We start from the raw sequence: 19,526 nt of genomic DNA, 5'->3' as shown, positions 1-19,526 counted from the left end.
TTGTGCTAGAGCATATTTTTTTGCATTATTTAAATTAGATGGATTAATTTTCAGCATATCTTGTGCATTTGTTATCTGACTTTGTGCATCATTGATTTGTTTTTCAGTAATTCTTTGAACATCGATTAGATTATTTTTAATTTGATTAAAAACTCGACTGTAATCAGCATATGAATCTGTTGTATAGATATTGTTGGTATTAGGAATTTGTGTTTTGGTAAGAAGTTGATATTTTGAAATCAAATGATTTCTTTGCTCAATTGCTTTATTAGTAGTTGTTTTCAACGATGCTAAAGCTTCATCAATTTGGTCAGAAGTAGCATCAGGGTTACTTATTACCACACTCTGTTGATTAATTAAATCAGCAATATTTTTAGATAAGCTAGGAAAGCGAAGTTGATATTTATCTGTAAATCCATAAGCATCATTTTCTAAATACTCATTATATGCTAGTAATTTAGCACCTTTGACTGATGCTACTAAGGATTTGTATGCATGGATATATGCATCATTAAGTTTTTTTAACTCAACTGCAGATGGATTAGTTTTTCTTAACTCTGCTTTTAATGCATCTGATTTCTCTTTTAACTGATTATAGGAAGCATCGGTATATTCTAACTTATTAATAGTATCGAAATTTTTGATGTTAAGTTGTGCTATTTGTTGTTGAACATCAGAAACAACCAGTGATTCTTTTGCTTTTTGATATGCTTGTTTTAGTGATGTTACAGTAGAATCGGTCAAATCATTTGTATTTTTCAGTGCTGCTTTAATATCATCAATAGCATTTTGATATTTACTGTATGAATCAAGAGTATAAACAACATTATCAGTGTTTTCTAATACAGAATTTAAAATATCTTGTAATTGTTGTTGTTTAGTTGTTTTAGTTAAAGCAGAAGATTTAGCATTTTCTAGTCTGGTTTTAATATCATCAATAGTTTTTTGTGTTAAGAGTTCATCATCCTTAATTGCTTCTTGAGCAATAGCCTTAATTGCATCATAATTTGTCTTTGATTCGTTTGTTCAATTGTTATAAGTTGATTCAATGTTTTCTTGAACTAAGGTTTTTAAAGTATTTTTATCAGTCTCAGCAGTTTGGATAATATCATAGCCTATTAACTCAGTAATTTTTGGCTTAGGTTTACTTGCATCTCAATCAATTTCTACTGATATAATTGCTTTATTTGTTTGATGTGGTAGTTTGAATGCAACAATATTTGTAAATAATTTACCTACCAACTTCTTTTCTACTGCATTTGTAGATGTATCAAGAATATTTACATAAACTGATGCATATGAATCTCCATCTGAAACAACCCTTAAATTACGGTTATCAAAATAACCTTTTTCGATGTACCAAATTAACTTACCAGCATCATTTTTAGGTTCATAATATGTATTTAAATTTGAATCTAATGTATTAGCAGGTTTGGTATCTTTTGAAATTTCTGAGTAATTTTCTCCTCCAAACCTTGGATCGTTATCGGCAGGGATATAGACACCTTTGTTAACTAAAATTTCATTAATTGTTAATGATGTATTTGCTGGATAATCTTTGGTTATCTTTAGTTTTATATATCTAGCTTTTGTAGAGATATCATCTTTTCCTCAATATTTAGCATTTGGATATTTTGGATCTTCTGTTCCTGCTTGCACATTTGCTAAGTTATTAGTTGAATCGACGGTATCATTGATACTAAAAAGCGATGTTCAATGAGCAGATGTTTCATTAGTTGCCGATGCTAAAACTTCTATATTTCTTGGATAATTTGAAGTTGATTTACTTGCATAAATCCGTAAAGATTTTAAATCAATTTGCTGACCTAAGTCATAAATAATTTCATTATCTTTTTTAGGTGTTGATGTAAAACTAACAGAAGTGTTAATGTCACCATCGAAAGCATAATTTGAATTTCTTGTATCAGTGTTGTTATGATTGTTTGCTATGGTTGAAGAAACTAAATATCCAAATGTTTTAACATCTATAATATGAACTTGTAAGTTTTTAAAAGCAACTGATAAATTAGTATCCGAATTGTCTGTCTTTTTGTTTATTAATCTCACAAATTGCATTCTTACTGGAGCGCTAAGTGTATTTTCAACATCTGTTCATTGATATCCGTCTGATGAATATTGTAGTTTTAGATTTGTATCTGGATTTGTTATATCTTTTGTTATTGAATCTACATTATATACATCTCCTAAATCAATACCGATGAATTTGTCCTTTGCAACAGTGATATTCGAGGCTGCATCGGGGTTATTTTGGTTAAATAATTTAAATGTATTATCAATTTTATCTGTAACAAGATTTGGATTTTGGATATCGGTAAATAAGTATTTATTTGATGGCTGTGGTTTTTCAACAAATGATACATCGTGTAATTTTCATCAAGTTTGCAAATTATCTTTTGATTTAATTCTAATCCCGGTTATAATACCCCACGAATCGGGGATATTGATATTTTGATCATTTTTTGCATCAGTGATATTTTCAACATCTGAATCAATTGGTAAGTTATTTCTTTTTGCTTGAATAACGATATTATGTACTTTATCAGCATTCTCTTGCAAAATCCTTAAGGATGCAACTTGCATCGGACGCTTGAAATCAATATCAACATAATCACTATTTTGCACATTTCCATTATCAGAATGTGACAGTCATGCGAAACTTTGATCATTTGCATCCAAAACATGGTCTAAGTTATAATCTTGATAAACTTTCATGTTTGAAGAAATACGATATTTTTGCTTACTGGTATAATTTGGTCCATATACTGAAATATCAGCTAATCTTCATCATACATGTTGTTGTGCTACTACTTTAAATCTAAAATCCTTAGCATTAGCATAACCTGAAATATATTGAATTTGTTGATTATTAAGATGAAATGCTCCAAATTGTTTTCATTGCTTACTTGGGTCTGTTTCATTTTCATCTTTATATTCTACAATAAAATCATTTAATGCATCAGCAGGTTTTGATCAAGCTTGTTCTACTCGGATTGATGTAACAAGTTGCTTGCTTGGTAAACTGAATCCTAGTGTGTCACCGACGAAAACAGTATCATTTTGACCGTTTTTAGCATTAGAATATCATCCTTCTGTTGATAATTTATTATCAGTTAAATAAGCAGGTCCACTATGTGCATCAGGTTGATAAGCATCTTTTGATTGCATAGTAGTATTTGCTGGATTAAATTGTAGCCCTGTATATGCAATATCACTTGCAGCTACATCTGGATTAGCACGAAATTCTAATAAACGTAAATTTTTATTATTTCTTGGTGCTTCTTCTGTATCATATAGTCTTATTGCAATTACATTATATATAGTATTAAAACTTATATCTTTACCTGTTGATTCATTATCAGAATAATTTATTGATGTTTGATTTGGAACATCTACTCATTGGTCACTGTTATTTATTTGATATTGTAATTTAGACGTTAAAAAGTGATTTCCTTCTGCCCCTACAAATTTAACAAAAACAGAATGTAGCGAAATAGGATGATTAAATCTTGCTCCAAATCAATCACCTGCTTTGATGCCAGCACTAGCGTCGTTAGATTGAGTATAAATAAGTTGTGTTGTATTATCTTTATTAAAAACAACTGATGGATCGATGTTTCCTTGTTTACCTTTCATTTCAGTGATAAAAGTACTGGTAAAACTGCTAGGTTGCAATGTTTGATTATTAATTTTATTTAAGGTTCAATCAATTAATTTTTGTGCAAGTGGTTGGATGTATTGTGAACCAGGAATAGCATTTAACTGATTACCTAAGTAATCGAAACTATGTTTTTTAGATGCATCGATCAAATTTTTACCTACATTAGCAAATTCAATAAAGTTATCTGGCTCACCATTTTTATAACTTTTTAACCCATTTAATAACATAGTAATTCCAGCAGATAATTCTTTAAAAGAATCAAGTCATGGTTTCATTTGAGCAATTAACTGTGGATTTAAAGTAGAAGATGAAAAGATTTTTAAAGAGTTTGAAATTGTATTAAATGCATCGATTAATGAATCGATATCTGAATCAGTAAATGAATCATTAGATAATTTGTTTTGCAGTGTTGTAATTATATCCTTGATATTTTGTGATTCTTGTAGTTGTGGGGGAGATAAATTACTCTGATCTTGATGAATCATATGTTTTGCAATTTCTCTAAATGCAATTGAAACTGCGTTATCAAATTCGGAATTATTTAGTACATGTTTAAAGGAGTTTTCTCAAATTTTATCTGCTTCTGCATCGGATTTTCAAACTTTTCAAGCATAGTTTGCTCCACCAAAAATAGCAACTTTTGATGGTTGTTCTTGTTGCATCGGATTTAGCAGTAATCCTGAAAACTTAGAAGCATCCACAACTGGTTTTAAAAAGTCTTTGTATCCACCTAAAATCAGTTTGGTTTTGGCTTGATCACTAACTGGTCAATTTATCCATAATAATGGTGGATTCACCATATTTGCAGTTGTTTTTGACTCTGTATTTTGAGTTTGTATTTGATTTGATAATGTTTGATCATATTTTTTTAATCAATCATTATTTACGGTTCCGAAAATTGCCCCTGAAGTCATAACAACTGATACTTCTGGTGGAAAACTTGCAAAATATTTTTGACCATCACCCATATACTCATCAACTACATAAGGTATGGTTAGAACTAAATCAGGATAATCTTTTTTAAGTTCTTTTAATCAAGAAACTAAATCTTCCAGAAATTTCTTTTGTTGATTTTCAGATTGGGTTTCAGCATTTTGATCATTACCTGATTTAAATGGTTTACCAAAATCATCACCTAACACCCCGATTTGACGAACACCTGCATCGATAACTTGCTTAAATTTCGCTTTCAATACTTTCAAATCGCTATCATAGTTTGCAATAGTCATTCTGCTATCTGAAAATGGATGTAAGGTATAAATAAACCTTACTTTGGTTTGATTACCAAGTTTTGCAAGCGGTTTGATCAAACGATCAAGTTCATCTTGTGTATATAACTCTCTTCATTTGCTGCGATGTTTTGGATCATCTTTTGGAGAATACATATATGCATTAAGTTTATAGTAACTACCCCATTTCATATAATCTTGGCGATCTTGTAAACTCCAAGGATTTCCATAATATCCTTCAACAACTCCGCGAGTTTTAACATCTGCTCAATCTTTGATTTCAAAACTTGCAATTTTGTTCCCTTCAAGTTGTTTAAAGATATGTCACAAGGTGGTTGCTCCGTAAAAAGCAGCATCGGAATTTTTAGCCATAACTGTTATATAATCGGTTTCATGTCCGTCGATATCAACTTTTTTAGAATCCAATTGATATGAATCGATTTTAGTATTTAAACTATCATCTAAATTGATTCTTATTTCTTTAACTTTTTTATCAACTAAATCATCTGTACTATCACCTTTGATTCCGACTAAAATATTAGTTTTACCTGCTTATAAACCTGCGTGTTGCTTTATAATGCAAGTTTTTTAGTTTTAATACTTCATCAAGCCGTGCAATTGTTGCATCATCAATTCCTTCTTCAAAAACGATATTTACATCATTTGTGATTAAAAAGTCTTTATCTTTTTGATATTGTGATTGTTGTACACCTGGAAAAATTTGATAAAGAGAATCGTTGTTTGTGTTATCAACTGATTTAGAACTATCTTTATTAGTTGCTGGTTGTGAATCAGTTGCTGAAATACTTGCTAGTAATCCAACTGCTGATGCAGATACTAGCAAGGTTTTGAGTTTTTTTAAATTCATATAAACCTCTATTATGTTTTAAAAGGTATATAAATATATTTCTTCCTATATACAAGTGGTTTTAGTGAAAGCACAACCTATATATATATATATGGAGCAATTATAACAAACAAGGAATCAACATCATAATAGATGAAAAAATTTTACATTGTTTTGTTTTATTGTACAAGATAAACCAAAAATTTGAAAATTTTTTTTATTTTCATAACAAAGAAAGAAATAAAAGAAAGAAATAAATGAAATTTATTTATTAAAGAATTTATATATAATTTTATACAGAAAGGAAATTATGAACAAAGAAGTATATTTAGCTGGTGGTTGCTTTTGAGGAGTAGAAGCATTCTTCCAAAAAGTCAAAGGTGTTTTAAGCACAAGTGTTCATTATATTAATGGTGGTAGCGAAAGTGTTTCATATCGACAAGTATGTAATGGTTCATCGCATGCTGAAGCTGTAAAAATTATTTATGATGCAGATGTTTTAACACCTAATGATATTTTTAAACTATTTTTATTAATTATTAATCCTTATTCATTAAACAAACAAGGAAATGACCGCGGAGTACAATACCGTGTTGGGATATATACTAATGAAACTGCACTAAGAGCTGAATTTGAAAAGCTAAATCAAGCATTTAAAGAAACTGAAGGTAAAGATAATTATATTGAGATTTTACCTGTTAGCGATGATACAAAGGCAGAAGAATACCATCAAAAATACTTAAACAAAAATCCATTTGGATATTGTCATATCAACTTAGATGGTGTTCCAGCGAAATATCGTAAATAAATTTACCAAAGCGAACGCTTTGGTTCTTTTATATTTAAAATTATGATAAAATAAAAATACTATGGAACAAACAATGTATAAATCACTTTATCAAATCAAGGAAAAATATCAAGAACTTGAAAAGTCGCTTGAAAAACCTGAAATTATTTCGGATATAAAAAAATATAACAAAATAAGCAAAGAAATTAATTCAATAAAAGATATTGTTATAGTTTTCAACAAATACCTTGATGCTCGAGAAAATCATACACAAGCAAAAGAAATGTTATCAATAGAAAAAGATGAAGAAATTTTGGCATTTGCTAAACTTGAAATTCAAACAACTGAAGAATTAATGGACAAATTAACAGAAGAATTAAAAATTTTAATTCTTCCACAGGATGAAAATGATAACAGAGATGTAATAGTAGAAATTCGTGGAGCAGCAGGGGGCGATGAAGCAAATATTTTTGCAGGTGATTTATACCGTATGTATTCAAAATGATGTACACAAAATAATATGAAAACTACATTATTAGATTCAATTGGAGCTGAAGCAGGTGGTTTTACATTAGTTACCTTTTCTGTGAAAGGTGAAAAACCTTATTCTAAATTAAAATTTGAATCAGGAGTACACCGTGTGCAGAGAATTCCTGTAACCGAAGCAAAAGGACGTGTTCATACATCTACAGCTACTGTTACAGTAATGCCGGAAATCGATGATGATGTAGAAATAGAAGTGAAAACCGAAGATATCCGAGTTGATGTGTTCCGTTCAAGTGGTAATGGTGGTCAATCAGTTAATACAACTGATTCAGCAGTTAGAATTACACACTTTCCAAGTGGAATCGTAGTATCTTGTCAAGAAGGAAAATCGCAAATTCAAAATAAAGAGATTGCGATGCGAATTTTAAAATCTAAACTTTATGATTTAGAAATTCAAAAAAAACATGCCGAAGAATCAGCATTTAGAAAACTTGCTGGTTCAGGAGCACGTGCTGAAAAAATACGAACTTATAACTACCCACAAGATCGTGTTACTGACCATCGCATCAGTTATTCAACATCCTTAGCGCCTGTTATGGAAGGTAGGTTGAATGCGATTATTGATGCATTATTAGCAGAAGAACAAAATGAAAAAATAAAAGAAGCAGGGATCTAATGCCAACAAAAGCAGATTTATTGCTTGAAAAAAGAAGATATGGTTTGGATCAAAACATATCTTCTTTTGAAGAACAACAACTTGAAACCGGCATGCCAGTTCAAAAAATAATCGGATATATTGAAATGGCTGATGTAAAAATTGATCTGAGATATAAAGTTTTAATACCTAGATATGAAACCGAAGAATTAATTTTATATGTGAAAAAGATGTATCCTAAAAATGCTAAATTAAGAATTTTAGATTTATGCTGTGGTTCAGGTTTTATCGGACTAGCATTAAAAAAATATTTTGTTAATTCAGAAGTAATTTTATCTGATATTTCTGATGAAGCAATTATGCAAAGTAACTTAAATAAGAAGATAAATAATTTAGAAGTTAAGATTATCAATTGCGACTTATTTGATAGCATCATAGGTAAATTCGATGTTATCGTAAGTAATCCACCTTATTTATCAACAAACGAAAAACTTGATAAATCAGTTCATAATTTTGAACCACATAATGCTTTATTTACTGATAATAATGGTTTATATTTTTATCAGCAAATTATTAAAAAAGCTGATAAATATTTAAAAAATGAAGCAAAAATATTTTTTGAAATCAACCCGTTACATTTAAACTGATGAAATCATCAAAAATGAAAATATGACATCAAAATTATTAATGATATTGCTAATAAACCAAGAATTGTGGAATTTGCATACAAAAAACCTAGCAACAACTAGGTTTTTTTGATCATTTTGATATGGCAGGGGTTAAAGGAATCGAACCCTTATCATCAGTTTTGGAGACTGCTATAATACCATTATACAAAACCCCCATAAAGAAGTTATTTACCAAATTTAAAGTGACAAACATCACCATCTTGCATTATATATGATTTTCCTTCCGATCTCATTTTTCCAGCATTCTTAGCACCTAATTCACCTTGATAATTTATATAATCATTATAAGAAATTACTTCTGCTTTAATAAATTTTTTTTCAAAATCACTATGAATTACTCCGGCACATTTAGGAGCATTTCATCCTTTATGAAACACTCAAGCCCTCGCTTCTAATTCTCCGGCTGTAAAATAAGTTTGTAAATTTAATAAATCGAATGCATGTTTGGTAAGTAAATCTAATCCACTAGTTTTTATTCCATAAAGTGATAAAAATTCTTGTTTTTCATTTTCATCTTCGATTTCGGTTAATTCTGATTCAAGTTTTACCGAAATCGGTAAAAGTTTTTCATAATCTTTTAAAGATTTTTTTAGTTTCACATAAACTGCATCATTATTATAATCCAAAAATTGTTCAGATGATAAATTAGCAACATAAATAATTGGTTTATAAGTTAATAGATGATACCCTTTAATAAATTTACTTTCATATTCATCTAAGTCAACTTCCCTAGCAGGTATTTCAGATTCGAGTGTTTTTTTTATTTTCATTGCGGCATTTTGCTCAATAATAGCATCTTTGTCACCTGATTTAGCTTTCTTTGCAACACGATTTAACACATTATTAATTGTTTCTAAATCAGCTAAAATTAATTCAGTATTAATTATTTCTTTATCGCGAACTGGATCAACTGAATTAGAAACATGCATAATATTTTTATCTAAAAAACAACGAACCACATGAATAATTGCATCTACTTCACGAATGTTAGCTAAAAACTTATTTCCCAATCCTTCACCTTTTGAAGCACCTTGGACTAATCCGGCAATATCAACAAAATCAAAAGTTGCTCATACTATTCTTTTTGGATTAACTAAATTAGCTATATTTTTTAATCTTACATCGATTAAAGGAACCGATGAAATATTAGGCTCAATAGTTGTAAATGCATAATTGCTTGCTTCAACATGTTTTTTAGTTATCGCACTAAACAATGTGCTTTTTCCAACATTTGGAAGTCCGACAATACCTGCTTTTAATGACATAAATCTCCTTGTTCTTTATATTTTACTAAATTTCAAGTTCTTAAAAAGTTCTTTTTTTGTTCTTTTTGCTTTCTTTTTTTAAAATAATCTATATATAAAATATGAAAGCAAAAATTTTTAAATATATAATAAGCATAATTTTGATAGCAGCTACACTTGGTACACTTAGTTATTTTACTTTTTTTGCTACACCACAGCAAAATACAGTAAAAAAAGAAATGATAAAAAGATATATCTTAAAAGGTGCAGTAAAACAAACAGGGATTCACGAAAGTTCTAGTCCACTAACATATCGGCAGTTATTCTTTATTACAAAACTATTACCAGATGGAGATGTATCTGCATTTAAATTAGATGATTTAGCAATTGAAAATAAAGAAATATATGTTCCGTTTAAAAACCATCAACTTAATTGAGAAGATTTGCATTCAATCAATCAATTAACAAGTTATGGGATAAGTAAATCATATGCACAAAAGATAATTGATTATAAAGAAAGTAAAGGATACATAATAACTTGAGACGAGCTTTCAAAAATTTCTGGTATTGGCCAGAAAACAATTGAAAAATTAAGAACTTTCTTGATTCTAGAATAGCATCATTTAATGCATTTTTGGTTTTAACATTCTTTTATCTTGTTTTATCATCATTTAGTATTTTGATTTTACTTTTTTGGATAATTATTTCACTAATTCAGATTTATATTTTTAGAAAATACTTGATTCGACTACTTATCTTCATAGTAATTTTATCTGTAATTTTATTATCTAAAATGCTTATATATAGATATTTTTATGCATCAGGTGTAAATAACACATTCCAAGTAATTGGTGTTTATAAAAGCTATATAGCAATACGAAATTTTTGAAATTTAAAGTATTATATTTCAAATTATAATGATAATTATGCAATTTATCAATTTATCAATGTGCAAGGAAACATTGCTGAAACAAGTTATCAAAAAATCCTATCAACAAATATTTCACCTGCTACAAACTGAGATTTTCGCTACTATATTTTTAATTTTTACTCAAAATTTGATGGTTACCAGCAAACCTTGATCCCAATGACATTTGGATATACATATAAAACATCATCATTAATTGATAATGCATCAAAAATTGGTATTATGCATCTGCTTATTATTAGTGGACTACATTTTGGGATAATTGATAAAATATTAAAGAAAATAACAAAAAGAAAATGAATTGGAATTTTTGTTATAGGAATTTATTGATTTTTGTGTAACTGAAGTTTTTCAACTAACCGTGCTTTTGTTTTTAAAATACTCCCTAGAAATAAAAAATATTTCAAGGATAAGTCTGATAAATATCTTTTTGCTGCATTTATATGTATTGCTTTAAACAATCAAATTAATTTATCTGTTGGATTATTTATCACCTTTATTTTAACTTATCTACTACTTTTTACAAAAAAGTTAACTAGAATTAAAACAAAAATTATTACTTCATTAGCATTATGATTTATATCAATTTTGTTCATAATTTATATGAATAAAAATATAAATTTGCTTTCTTTTTTAATCATACCTATTTTTGCTATATTATATGAGATAATTTTAATAGTATCGTTAGTTTTATTTTGATTTCCTTTTGCATCTTTTTTAGTTATATACAGTGTAAACTCAATTATTTCAATGATGCTATATTTTGTAGTAAATATCAAAATTGAATTTTTATATGTTAAAGAAATTATGGTAGTTTTAATTTATGTTTGCTCTATTTTAATGATGTATCTTTATAAAAAGTGGCATTATCAGTTATAATATTATTATGTATTTTATAATAGGTGATGAAGAGTTTTTTATAAATCGCGAAATTAATAAAATTAAGGAAAAATTTTTAGATGAAAATATCTTTACTTATCGTGAAAATTATAATTTACTTGAAATTTTAGATGAAATTTCAAGTGAAAATTTGTTTGAGCAACCTAAATTATTTATCGTTTATAATCTTAATCTATTAACTGCAACAAAAACTTCCGAAAAAGACAAAGAAATAATCGAATATTTTAAAAAAGTATTTATGCGACAGAACAAAAATGCTTTGATTTTAGTATTAAATCAAATTAAATATGCAAGAAATAATTTAACAGATTTTATTTTGAACACTTTTAAGGTTATAGAACTACATAAAATAAATAAGTATGAAATAAGAACACAGATAGGTAATTTTATTCGTTCTAAGGGAACAAAAATATCACAAAGCGACTTAATTTACTTGCTTGAAAAATTACCAGAAAACTTATTTATCATCCAAAATGAAGTTGAGAAAATGACTTCATATACCGATAATTTAACTAAGGATATTATTGACGATTTTATATCAGACTATAAGTTAAACAACCAATTTGCTTTTATAAATTCGATAGAAAGTAAAGATGTAGGTAAAATTTATCAAAAATACCTTGAACGCAGTAGTGAAGGTGATAATGAAATAACTTTAATGTCACAGATTTTTAGTATTTTTTCACTTGCAGATAGGGTTTATAATCTCAAAGAACTTGAATATACTGATTATGATATAATGCAACAAACAAAATTGCAAGATTGAAGATATAAGAATATTTTGCAAGTTATAAAATTATACGGGATTAAAAAGATTCATAATATTTTAATAAACCTTGCCGAGTTAGATATCCAACTAAAAAGTTCGGAGGTTCCAAGTAATGTATTATTTGAGACATTCTTGATCACAAACTTCACATAATTTTGATAATAAGCACTTTGTATTTTTAGATAGTGAAGTAATATCAAAAAGTAACTATCAAAAAAACCAAGAATATTATGATTCGGTATTCTTTCACCTTAAAAACACAACTAAATCATTAACGAAATTTGTTGTTGTTATTCCTGATATATATTTATATTTTTTCAATGAAGAATTTATGTATATTGAAAAAAGTTCAAAATATACACTTGAAAATAAAAAAGAAAAAGAAAGAAAATTGAAATTATTACAAAATTTTCTTTCTTTGATTTCGCAATTTAAAAATATTTCAATTGCTTATGAGTTGAACTTTAGTAATATTTTGGTTATTGCAAATGCAATTAACCGAAACGAAAACATTCTTGATGATTCAGAAGATAGTCAAACAATACAAAAAACGCTAACATCGACACAGAATGTTATATATGAAGATATGTTAGTAACAAAAAACCTAGATTTAAGTAAATTTGATCCTAGTAAAAATGAATTAAGAGATAACTTAATTTTAATTACTAAGGAATATTCCGATGTATTCAACAATGATGCTTTAATACTTAAAAACATCTCATCTAAGATAAAAAAAATAAATAAAAAAGACAAAGAAGAAATAACCAATTACTTAAAAAAAACATTATATGCATTTAAAAGTTTATATAATCGATCAATATATATCCATGAAGAAAACGAAAGTAATTTGTCTATTTTTGAAACATTTCAAGTTTTTGATGATTACCTATATGATTTTAAGATTTCATCGAACTACAATCATACATTTAAAGCAATTATAAAAACTTTTAAATCAAAATACACTACTATCTTTGATTTAAAAAAGTTTATGGTTTTTGAAAAAAAAGGATATTTTTATTTAATAGATAAAATAAAACTTTTAGTTAAATTATATTGCTTGATTCCTAATAATATTGGATTTATTTTAAGACATCTAACATCAAATGATAATTCTATAAAACCATTGTCACAAGTTAATTATTATCAAATTTTAACTTCATATTTTATTAATCAATGTGAACAAAAAACTTTTTATTTTCATTATCCAATAGCAAAAATTGTAAAAATCACAGTTTTTAATAACTTGTTTATTCCATATATATATAATTTTAAAATAACTGTTGATTCAATTAAGAAAACTATGATTTTTAACACAAATGATATCCCTTATAAAAATATAAATGCATATTCTATTAAAATTAAATAACGAATTTCTTAATTTTAAGAAGAACATATAAATATGTTCTTTTTATTCTACCTGCAGTATATCTTTTGCTCACACATGCTTGGATAAAACTTTGATAATCTGGTTGTTTAATATGCTTTTTAAAAAGATTTTCAATTCCTTCAGTTACCATATGAAATTGAGCTATTTTGGATGCTGATAGTTTTCTTACAATCTTTTGAAATTTTGGATAAGTATTTTCTATAAGAAATTTCGGCTGGATTTTATTTATATCAAATGGAGAAAATGCTTTTATATTTTGATTTTCTTTTAGCATTGCTCTTAATTTTGTCGCACTAGCAAAATTATTACTTATTTGCTTGCTATGAAATCCGATGGTACGTTTTAAGCAAATAGGGATAATTTTAAAATTATTATTTATTATTGTTTTAACATACTCTAAACCTAGAATATCATTAGGTTGATTGATTTCAAATCCACTTAATTCACTTAATGCTAAATTTGTTGCTCTTGGAAAACTATTACCTTTTTGTTTTAGGTATTTTTTAACAAGTTGGTTATATTTTTCTTGATTATTCTTAATTATTTGAGCAACATTGATAAAAGTGTTTATATCATCTGTTTCAGAACCAAAAACAAGATAATCAATATTTGCTTTATTAAGCAACTTAATGGCTTCTGAAGCAAAAATATGTGCAGCTTGTGCTGAGATTTTGTTATTTATTTTAATAACTTTATAAATTCCATATTTTTTAGCCATTTTTTTTCTTTGATAAAAAGGTAAGCAAATTATTTCACCTCGTTGTGAATATTTATACGACATCGCTATGATTATTTTTGCATTAGGAAATTTTTCTTTAATTCAATTAATTTGATAAATATGTCCATTATGCATCGGATTATATTCAACTACAATTCCTACTTTAATTTGCTTATTCATATTTAAATTATAATCATTTTTAAAAATACAGCAATACTGCTGTATTTTTAAACTAACTCATCAAAGATATCATCTCCGGTTTCAGTAACTATATCAACATCGAAATTACGTGCTACAATGTTTCCTAATGTTCCTAAACCGTTAAAGTTAGTTAAAACCTTTGGAGATTTAAATGACTTAGAGAAAATAGTTGCTGGCAGTAATTCCCGAGTATGGTTAAATCCTGGATAGGTTGGATCATTTCCATGATCAGAAGTTATAATCAATAAATCATCTTTACGCATTACATTGATTAACTTAGCAAGTTTTGTATCTAAATTAGCTATATTTTGTGCATATCCATGCACATTACGACGGTGTCCAAAATGCGAATCAAATTGTACAAGATTAGTGAAAATAAATTGATTTTCACCGTCTTTTGTCGCTAAATCAATTGTAATATCCATCCCATTTGCATCACCTTCGGATGGAAAGTGCTTAGAAATTCCACTGCCTACAAATATATCATTAATTTTACCAACTGAAATAACTTCAATACCTTTGTTATATAAACTATTTAAAATAGTATAACCTGGTGCATTAGCATAATCATGTCGGTTAAAAGTTCTTTCAAAACTACCAAAATCACCTATATAAGGACGACATATAATTCTACCAACATTTCATTCAGATTTTGATGAACAAATTTCACGCGCTGCTTTAGCATAACGATATAAGTTATCTAAACCAGTTCAAGCTTCATGAGCACAAATTTGTAATACCGAATCCATTGATGTATATACTATAATAGCACCACGTTCTTTTTCTTCGTGGGCTAATTCATTAATGATTTCGGTTCCAGAAGCAGCTTTGTTTCCTACAATTGGTCTTCCATCAAAAGCCTTTGATAACTCATCAATTAATTCTTGTGGGAATCCATTTTCAGTAAATGTAGGAAACGGAGTATTAGTTTTAACCCCCATCATTTCTCAATGTCCAGCTAGTGTATCTTTTGCATTTGAAACTTCTTGAACTTTAGCCATATATGCAAGTGGCTTACGAACATAATAATTTCCGTTAAGATTAGCAATATTACCGATACCTAATTTTTTTCAAGTATCAATTTGAAATTCTTCAACCATTGAAGCAGATCGAATAGTGTTCGCACCAGCATCACCGAATTTAATTTGATCTTTATCCGGACCAATTCCTAAACCGTCTGTTACAATCATAAAAATACGTCTAAATTTTGCCATAATTGCTCCTGTATTTATATTTTAATATTAATTATATTTTACTCCTTTTTTAGCAGAATAAAATAACTGATAAATTACTAATATTGTAAGTTATCATATTTTATGTTTAAATTCTTGTGTATTCTAACCTAAATAAACATTTTTTCTAATAATTTTTTCTTAATATTTTTAAGAATAGTTAACTTACGCTTGAAGATTAAAAAAGTAGTAAGAAAAAAATACCTTAAAATTCTGTTTACCCCTATAAACAATAGGTAAACAGAATTTTCACCATCAAAGCGGGAAATACAGGAAAAACACATAAACAAGAAAGTATAAAACTAACAGATTTAACTTTGTATCGTTGCAGCAAATAGCTGTGGCGATTTTGATTTAAATTTGTTTATATTTTTATTAAGTATTAATCATCTCATATTATACTCATTAATACCAAATATTTGTTCATAAGTTATTTTTATATAACCTACATGACTTAAACATTTAGATTTTAAGTTTGAAAATCAGTAATTGATTTCACAAATGTCTAAAATTTTTTAATTTTTTATCTTAATTCTTGTTAAACTTCCTTTTCATAGATTTTGCACATTTTCTAAATTTTTTAATATATTTTAAATTATTTTTTCTAATTTCACCTTTTTTTTATGTAGAATAAGAATGTTAAGAAATTGAAGAAAAATTTATTTATTACTTAAACATAAAAGGAGTAATATGAAAAAGCAGATTAAAAAAATATTTTTATTTAGTGGTATTTTAACTACATCAGTTGCTAGTATAGCAACATTAACAACTACAAATGTGTTAAAAAATCAAGAAAAACCTTGATATTTAGGATATCAAAATAATAAATTAGAAGTTCGTATAAATAAAAACGGACAACTTTTTAATTCAGTGAGGAATGTACCTGTAAACAATAATTATGAATTAAAACTTTTATTAAATTATGAAGCAGAAAATTCAGTTATGGATGAAAAATGAACTGTCCAAAAAAATAATGAATTCATAGAAAACATTAAAAAATCAAATTTATATTTCAAAAGCTATCAAACAAGCTCGATGATGCCGATCGTTTGATTCTATTTTGATAATGAAAATCAAAGAAAAGAATTTGTCAAAAGTATTATAGAAAAAAAAGAAATTTATAAAGGTATTGTATTTCCAAACGAAATACAAAATATTCAATTATCTAATACAACGAATTCACGCAAGCAAAAAGTTATTGATTGAGATATTTACTATGATAGGGATATTACAATCGATAACACAAAAGATTTAGAAATAGTAAATTTTAAGAAGCAAATAGAAAGAGAGAATAGAAGATATTACAATAACTTAGGGAATGTGGGAGTTTTAGAAGTAATAGGGAGATTGGATGAAACTAAACTACAAAATTTTAATAGATTTGGTATTGAGATAAACGAAACTCCAGATTTTGCAATTACCCATCATGCAAATGAAGTTTCAAATATAACAGCAGGCGAAAAAGGATATGATAGATATTCTAAACTTGTCTTTTCTGCCTTTATAGAAGATTCTGAATGACAAAAAGGTATTGAATGAATGGTTAAAGATAAAAAGGTTAGGGTTATAAACCATAGCTACGGTTATACAATTGATGATGCACATCCAATATATAATGAAAAAAACCTATTTTTAGATTATATATCTAGAAAATATGGAGTTGTAAATATATTTTCATCAGGTAACGGTAACAATAAAAAAGAAAAAGAAAACGAATGATTAAATGGATATAAACTTTCCCTTAATAATTTAGTTGTAGGAGCTCTTGATTTTAGTAATTGATCACAAAAACCTACCGAAACGATAGCAAAATATTCTAATTATTTATTACCTAAAAGTTTTACATCCACTTCTAAACCTAATGTGGTTGCTCCAGGATATTTATATAAAAGATGGCATAAAAATAGTAAAGGTGAGTGAAATTACTTAGATACACAAGGTACAAGCTTTGCATCTCCTGTTGTTACAGGTTTAGTTTCAACATTATTAAGAGAAAGAGATTTCTTAGACAAAGACAAAATTAGATTACAATCTATAAAATCGATTATAGGTGCTTCATCAAGAACCCCAAAAGTAAATAATCTCAATTATAAAGCGAATGGATATACAGAAAAATATGGTTCTGGTATTGTAGATTTTGAAAATATGTTAGAAGCAGCCGATAATTTAGTAACTAAAGAAGTTTCAAAATCTGATAATGATTTTGTTTTGTTTACTAGAGAATTCTATGTTCAAAAAGATAAAAAAATCAAGGGAGCAAGTTCTTGATTGTTCAATTCAGGTTTATTAAAAGAACATGAAAATTTACCTACATATAATGCAAATGTAAATTGATGATGGTTTTTAGGAGTTTTAGGTGGTGTTATAGCTAATTCTGTTGAGGGATCAAGGTTAGCAAAAGAAAAAGCAGAATGAAAAAATACTCATATTAATGAAGAAAGATTGAATCTAAAAACAATAAATCAAAAACAAAATGATAAACTATTTTCTGATTATGATTTATATTTAGAAAAAAAAGATAGTTCTGGAAAATGAACTGTTGTAAAAAGCATCATATCAAGTGACTCTAACGATGAAATACTTGAGTATGTAACTCCTGAATCAGGTATATATCGATTAAAAGTTAAAAAATATTCTGATGTTTTATTTGATAATTCAATCAATGATAGTTTAGCATTAACATATACCATACAGGAAAAATAATATGAAGAATTTTATAAAAAAATGAATTTTTCCTTTTTCTGCATTAACATCATTGGTTGTTGCTAGTTGTACAAATAACACAAACAATAATAAAGAATATGATGAATACGATTTAAAAAGATTTTATGTATATGTAGATGAATATCAAAGACTAAATGATATTAAGAAAATTAAAGAAAATTACTTTTATTATTTGTGAGAAAATAACAAAGAAAATAACGGGATGTTTCAACCCTTATTCAAAGACAAATATGTATTTATTAAATCAGTAGATGAACTCAATAAATTATTTTTAGATAAATTTAATTTAAATTATGTTAAGAAATATTATCAAACATTTAAAGACAAAGTTAATTTTGACATAAATACTTTAACAGAAGAAAAACTAAAACAAATTAACAAAGAAGAGTTTCAAAATATTTATTTAAACAACGAAGATATTAATGAATTCTTCAAGAGTAAGAATTTGTTAATGTATGAAACAAGAAACCAGAATTCTCAGATTTCACAATATAATTTAGTCCCAGATTACATAAATGACGACACAGAAAATTTACATTTTTGACTTATTAATTTAGAACAAATAGGTGTTAAATATATGGCTGAAGAAAGTTCGCGAAAAAGTCGTATAACTATGAATGTAAAATACATTGATAAATCTAAAACCATAACAGCTAATATAAACCCTAGTAATCAGCAGGTAAAAGACCTTTATGAATATTTACCTAAGGAAATAAGTTTTGTATTTCCTATGTCTAAAACATAAAACCACAAAAACAGGATGTTGGTGTGATATTGTACCAACATCCTGTTTGTTATCATTATATTGCTTTCGGAAAGGAAGTAATATCCCTAGCACTATTTATAATTTAGATACAGGTGAAATAATTAAAAGATAATAAGCAAGTAACAACTTAGTTGTTATAAAATTAAACACTACATCAGAGGGTTTGTGATGTAGTGTTTTGTTTAAACAAACATTTTATCTAACATTGTCTTTTTGATATTCTCTAAAGCAGTTAACTTACGCTGATGAAGTGAAAGGATGGAGTCTAAAGAAGTGAAAAGTTGG

General features: G+C 27.1%; 14 protein-coding genes and 1 tRNA gene. 9 read left to right on the top strand and 6 right to left on the bottom strand.

Translation table 4 applies throughout. From position 1 onward, the window contains the following. Together ACXYRK_RS03770 and ACXYRK_RS03765 are read right to left on the bottom strand one after the other, a co-directional pair. On the bottom strand, nucleotides 1-5,334 hold a 5,334-nt coding region (locus tag ACXYRK_RS03770), incomplete at its 3' end, for a beta-N-acetylglucosaminidase domain-containing protein (protein ID WP_458618162.1). A gap of 118 nt (nucleotides 5,335-5,452) precedes the next feature. Beyond that, complete coding sequence (locus ACXYRK_RS03765) at nucleotides 5,453-5,776, bottom strand: beta-N-acetylhexosaminidase family protein (protein ID WP_458618160.1); 324 nt, start codon at nucleotides 5,774-5,776, stop codon at nucleotides 5,453-5,455. 289 nt (nucleotides 5,777-6,065) lie between these two features. Here ACXYRK_RS03765 and msrA point away from each other — a divergent pair, with 289 nt between their 5' ends. The 3 genes from msrA to prmC all read left to right on the top strand — a co-directional run bounded on the left by msrA (nucleotide 6,066) and on the right by prmC (nucleotide 8,432). Then, nucleotides 6,066-6,563, top strand: coding sequence for a peptide-methionine (S)-S-oxide reductase MsrA (gene msrA / locus ACXYRK_RS03760; protein ID WP_458618158.1), 498 nt, complete (start codon nucleotides 6,066-6,068; stop codon nucleotides 6,561-6,563). A gap of 61 nt (nucleotides 6,564-6,624) precedes the next feature. Continuing rightward, nucleotides 6,625-7,704 carry a peptide chain release factor 1 gene (gene prfA, locus ACXYRK_RS03755; protein WP_458618156.1) on the top strand — a complete coding sequence of 360 codons (1,080 nt, stop codon included), beginning with the start codon at nucleotides 6,625-6,627 and terminating at the stop codon, nucleotides 7,702-7,704. Further along, the gene (gene prmC, locus ACXYRK_RS03750; protein ID WP_458618155.1) at nucleotides 7,704-8,432 is read left to right on the top strand and encodes a peptide chain release factor N(5)-glutamine methyltransferase; all 729 of its coding nucleotides are present in this window, start codon (nucleotides 7,704-7,706) and stop codon (nucleotides 8,430-8,432) included. Before prfA ends, prmC begins: the two co-directional genes overlap by 1 nt. A gap of 21 nt (nucleotides 8,433-8,453) precedes the next feature. Here the strand turns inward: prmC and ACXYRK_RS03745 are convergent. Then, a tRNA-Trp gene (locus tag ACXYRK_RS03745) sits at nucleotides 8,454-8,527 on the bottom strand. Between the two features lie 9 nt (nucleotides 8,528-8,536). Beyond that, nucleotides 8,537-9,637, bottom strand: coding sequence for a redox-regulated ATPase YchF (gene ychF, locus ACXYRK_RS03740; RefSeq protein WP_458618153.1), 1,101 nt, complete (start codon nucleotides 9,635-9,637; stop codon nucleotides 8,537-8,539). 101 nt (nucleotides 9,638-9,738) lie between these two features. Between ychF and ACXYRK_RS03735 the strand changes: the two genes are divergently transcribed. The 4 genes from ACXYRK_RS03735 (at nucleotide 9,739) to ACXYRK_RS03720 (ending at nucleotide 13,579) form a co-directional block, all read left to right on the top strand. Continuing rightward, the gene (locus tag ACXYRK_RS03735) at nucleotides 9,739-10,233 is read left to right on the top strand and encodes an MAG0490 family ComEA-like DNA-binding protein (protein ID WP_458598091.1); all 495 of its coding nucleotides are present in this window, start codon (nucleotides 9,739-9,741) and stop codon (nucleotides 10,231-10,233) included. A gap of 176 nt (nucleotides 10,234-10,409) precedes the next feature. After that, a complete protein-coding gene (locus ACXYRK_RS03730; protein WP_458618150.1) occupies nucleotides 10,410-11,423 on the top strand; it encodes a ComEC/Rec2 family competence protein in 1,014 nt (337 codons plus the stop codon). A 7-nt stretch (nucleotides 11,424-11,430) separates the two neighbouring features. After that, nucleotides 11,431-12,366: a DNA polymerase III subunit delta gene (gene holA, locus ACXYRK_RS03725; protein WP_458618148.1), complete on the top strand. Its 936-nt coding sequence runs from the start codon at nucleotides 11,431-11,433 to the stop codon at nucleotides 12,364-12,366. Beyond that, nucleotides 12,326-13,579, top strand: a complete 1,254-nt coding sequence (locus ACXYRK_RS03720; RefSeq protein ID WP_458618146.1) for a hypothetical protein — start codon at nucleotides 12,326-12,328, stop codon at nucleotides 13,577-13,579. Before holA ends, ACXYRK_RS03720 begins: the two co-directional genes overlap by 41 nt. On the opposite strand, the gene ACXYRK_RS03715 is transcribed toward ACXYRK_RS03720, so the two are convergent. Beyond that, a complete protein-coding gene (locus ACXYRK_RS03715; protein ID WP_458618143.1) occupies nucleotides 13,572-14,498 on the bottom strand; it encodes a nucleotidyltransferase in 927 nt (308 codons plus the stop codon). The two genes, ACXYRK_RS03720 and ACXYRK_RS03715, sit on opposite strands and share 8 nt — an antisense overlap. A 47-nt stretch (nucleotides 14,499-14,545) precedes the next feature. Continuing rightward, nucleotides 14,546-15,733 (bottom strand): phosphopentomutase, encoded by a 1,188-nt coding sequence (locus tag ACXYRK_RS03710; RefSeq protein WP_458618141.1) that lies wholly within the window; start codon nucleotides 15,731-15,733, stop codon nucleotides 14,546-14,548. Between the two features lie 708 nt (nucleotides 15,734-16,441). Between ACXYRK_RS03710 and ACXYRK_RS03705 the strand changes: the two genes are divergently transcribed. Together ACXYRK_RS03705 and ACXYRK_RS03700 are read left to right on the top strand one after the other, a co-directional pair. Next, nucleotides 16,442-18,454, top strand: coding sequence for a S8 family serine peptidase (locus ACXYRK_RS03705; protein ID WP_458618139.1), 2,013 nt, complete (start codon nucleotides 16,442-16,444; stop codon nucleotides 18,452-18,454). A 1-nt stretch (nucleotide 18,455) separates the two neighbouring features. Continuing rightward, nucleotides 18,456-19,220 (top strand): hypothetical protein, encoded by a 765-nt coding sequence (locus tag ACXYRK_RS03700; RefSeq protein WP_435130601.1) that lies wholly within the window; start codon nucleotides 18,456-18,458, stop codon nucleotides 19,218-19,220. Nucleotides 19,221-19,526 lie beyond the last annotated feature (306 nt).

This window comes from Mycoplasma sp. AC1221 (assembly GCF_054353815.1).
This window is presented reverse-complemented; position numbering and strand designations above follow the sequence as displayed.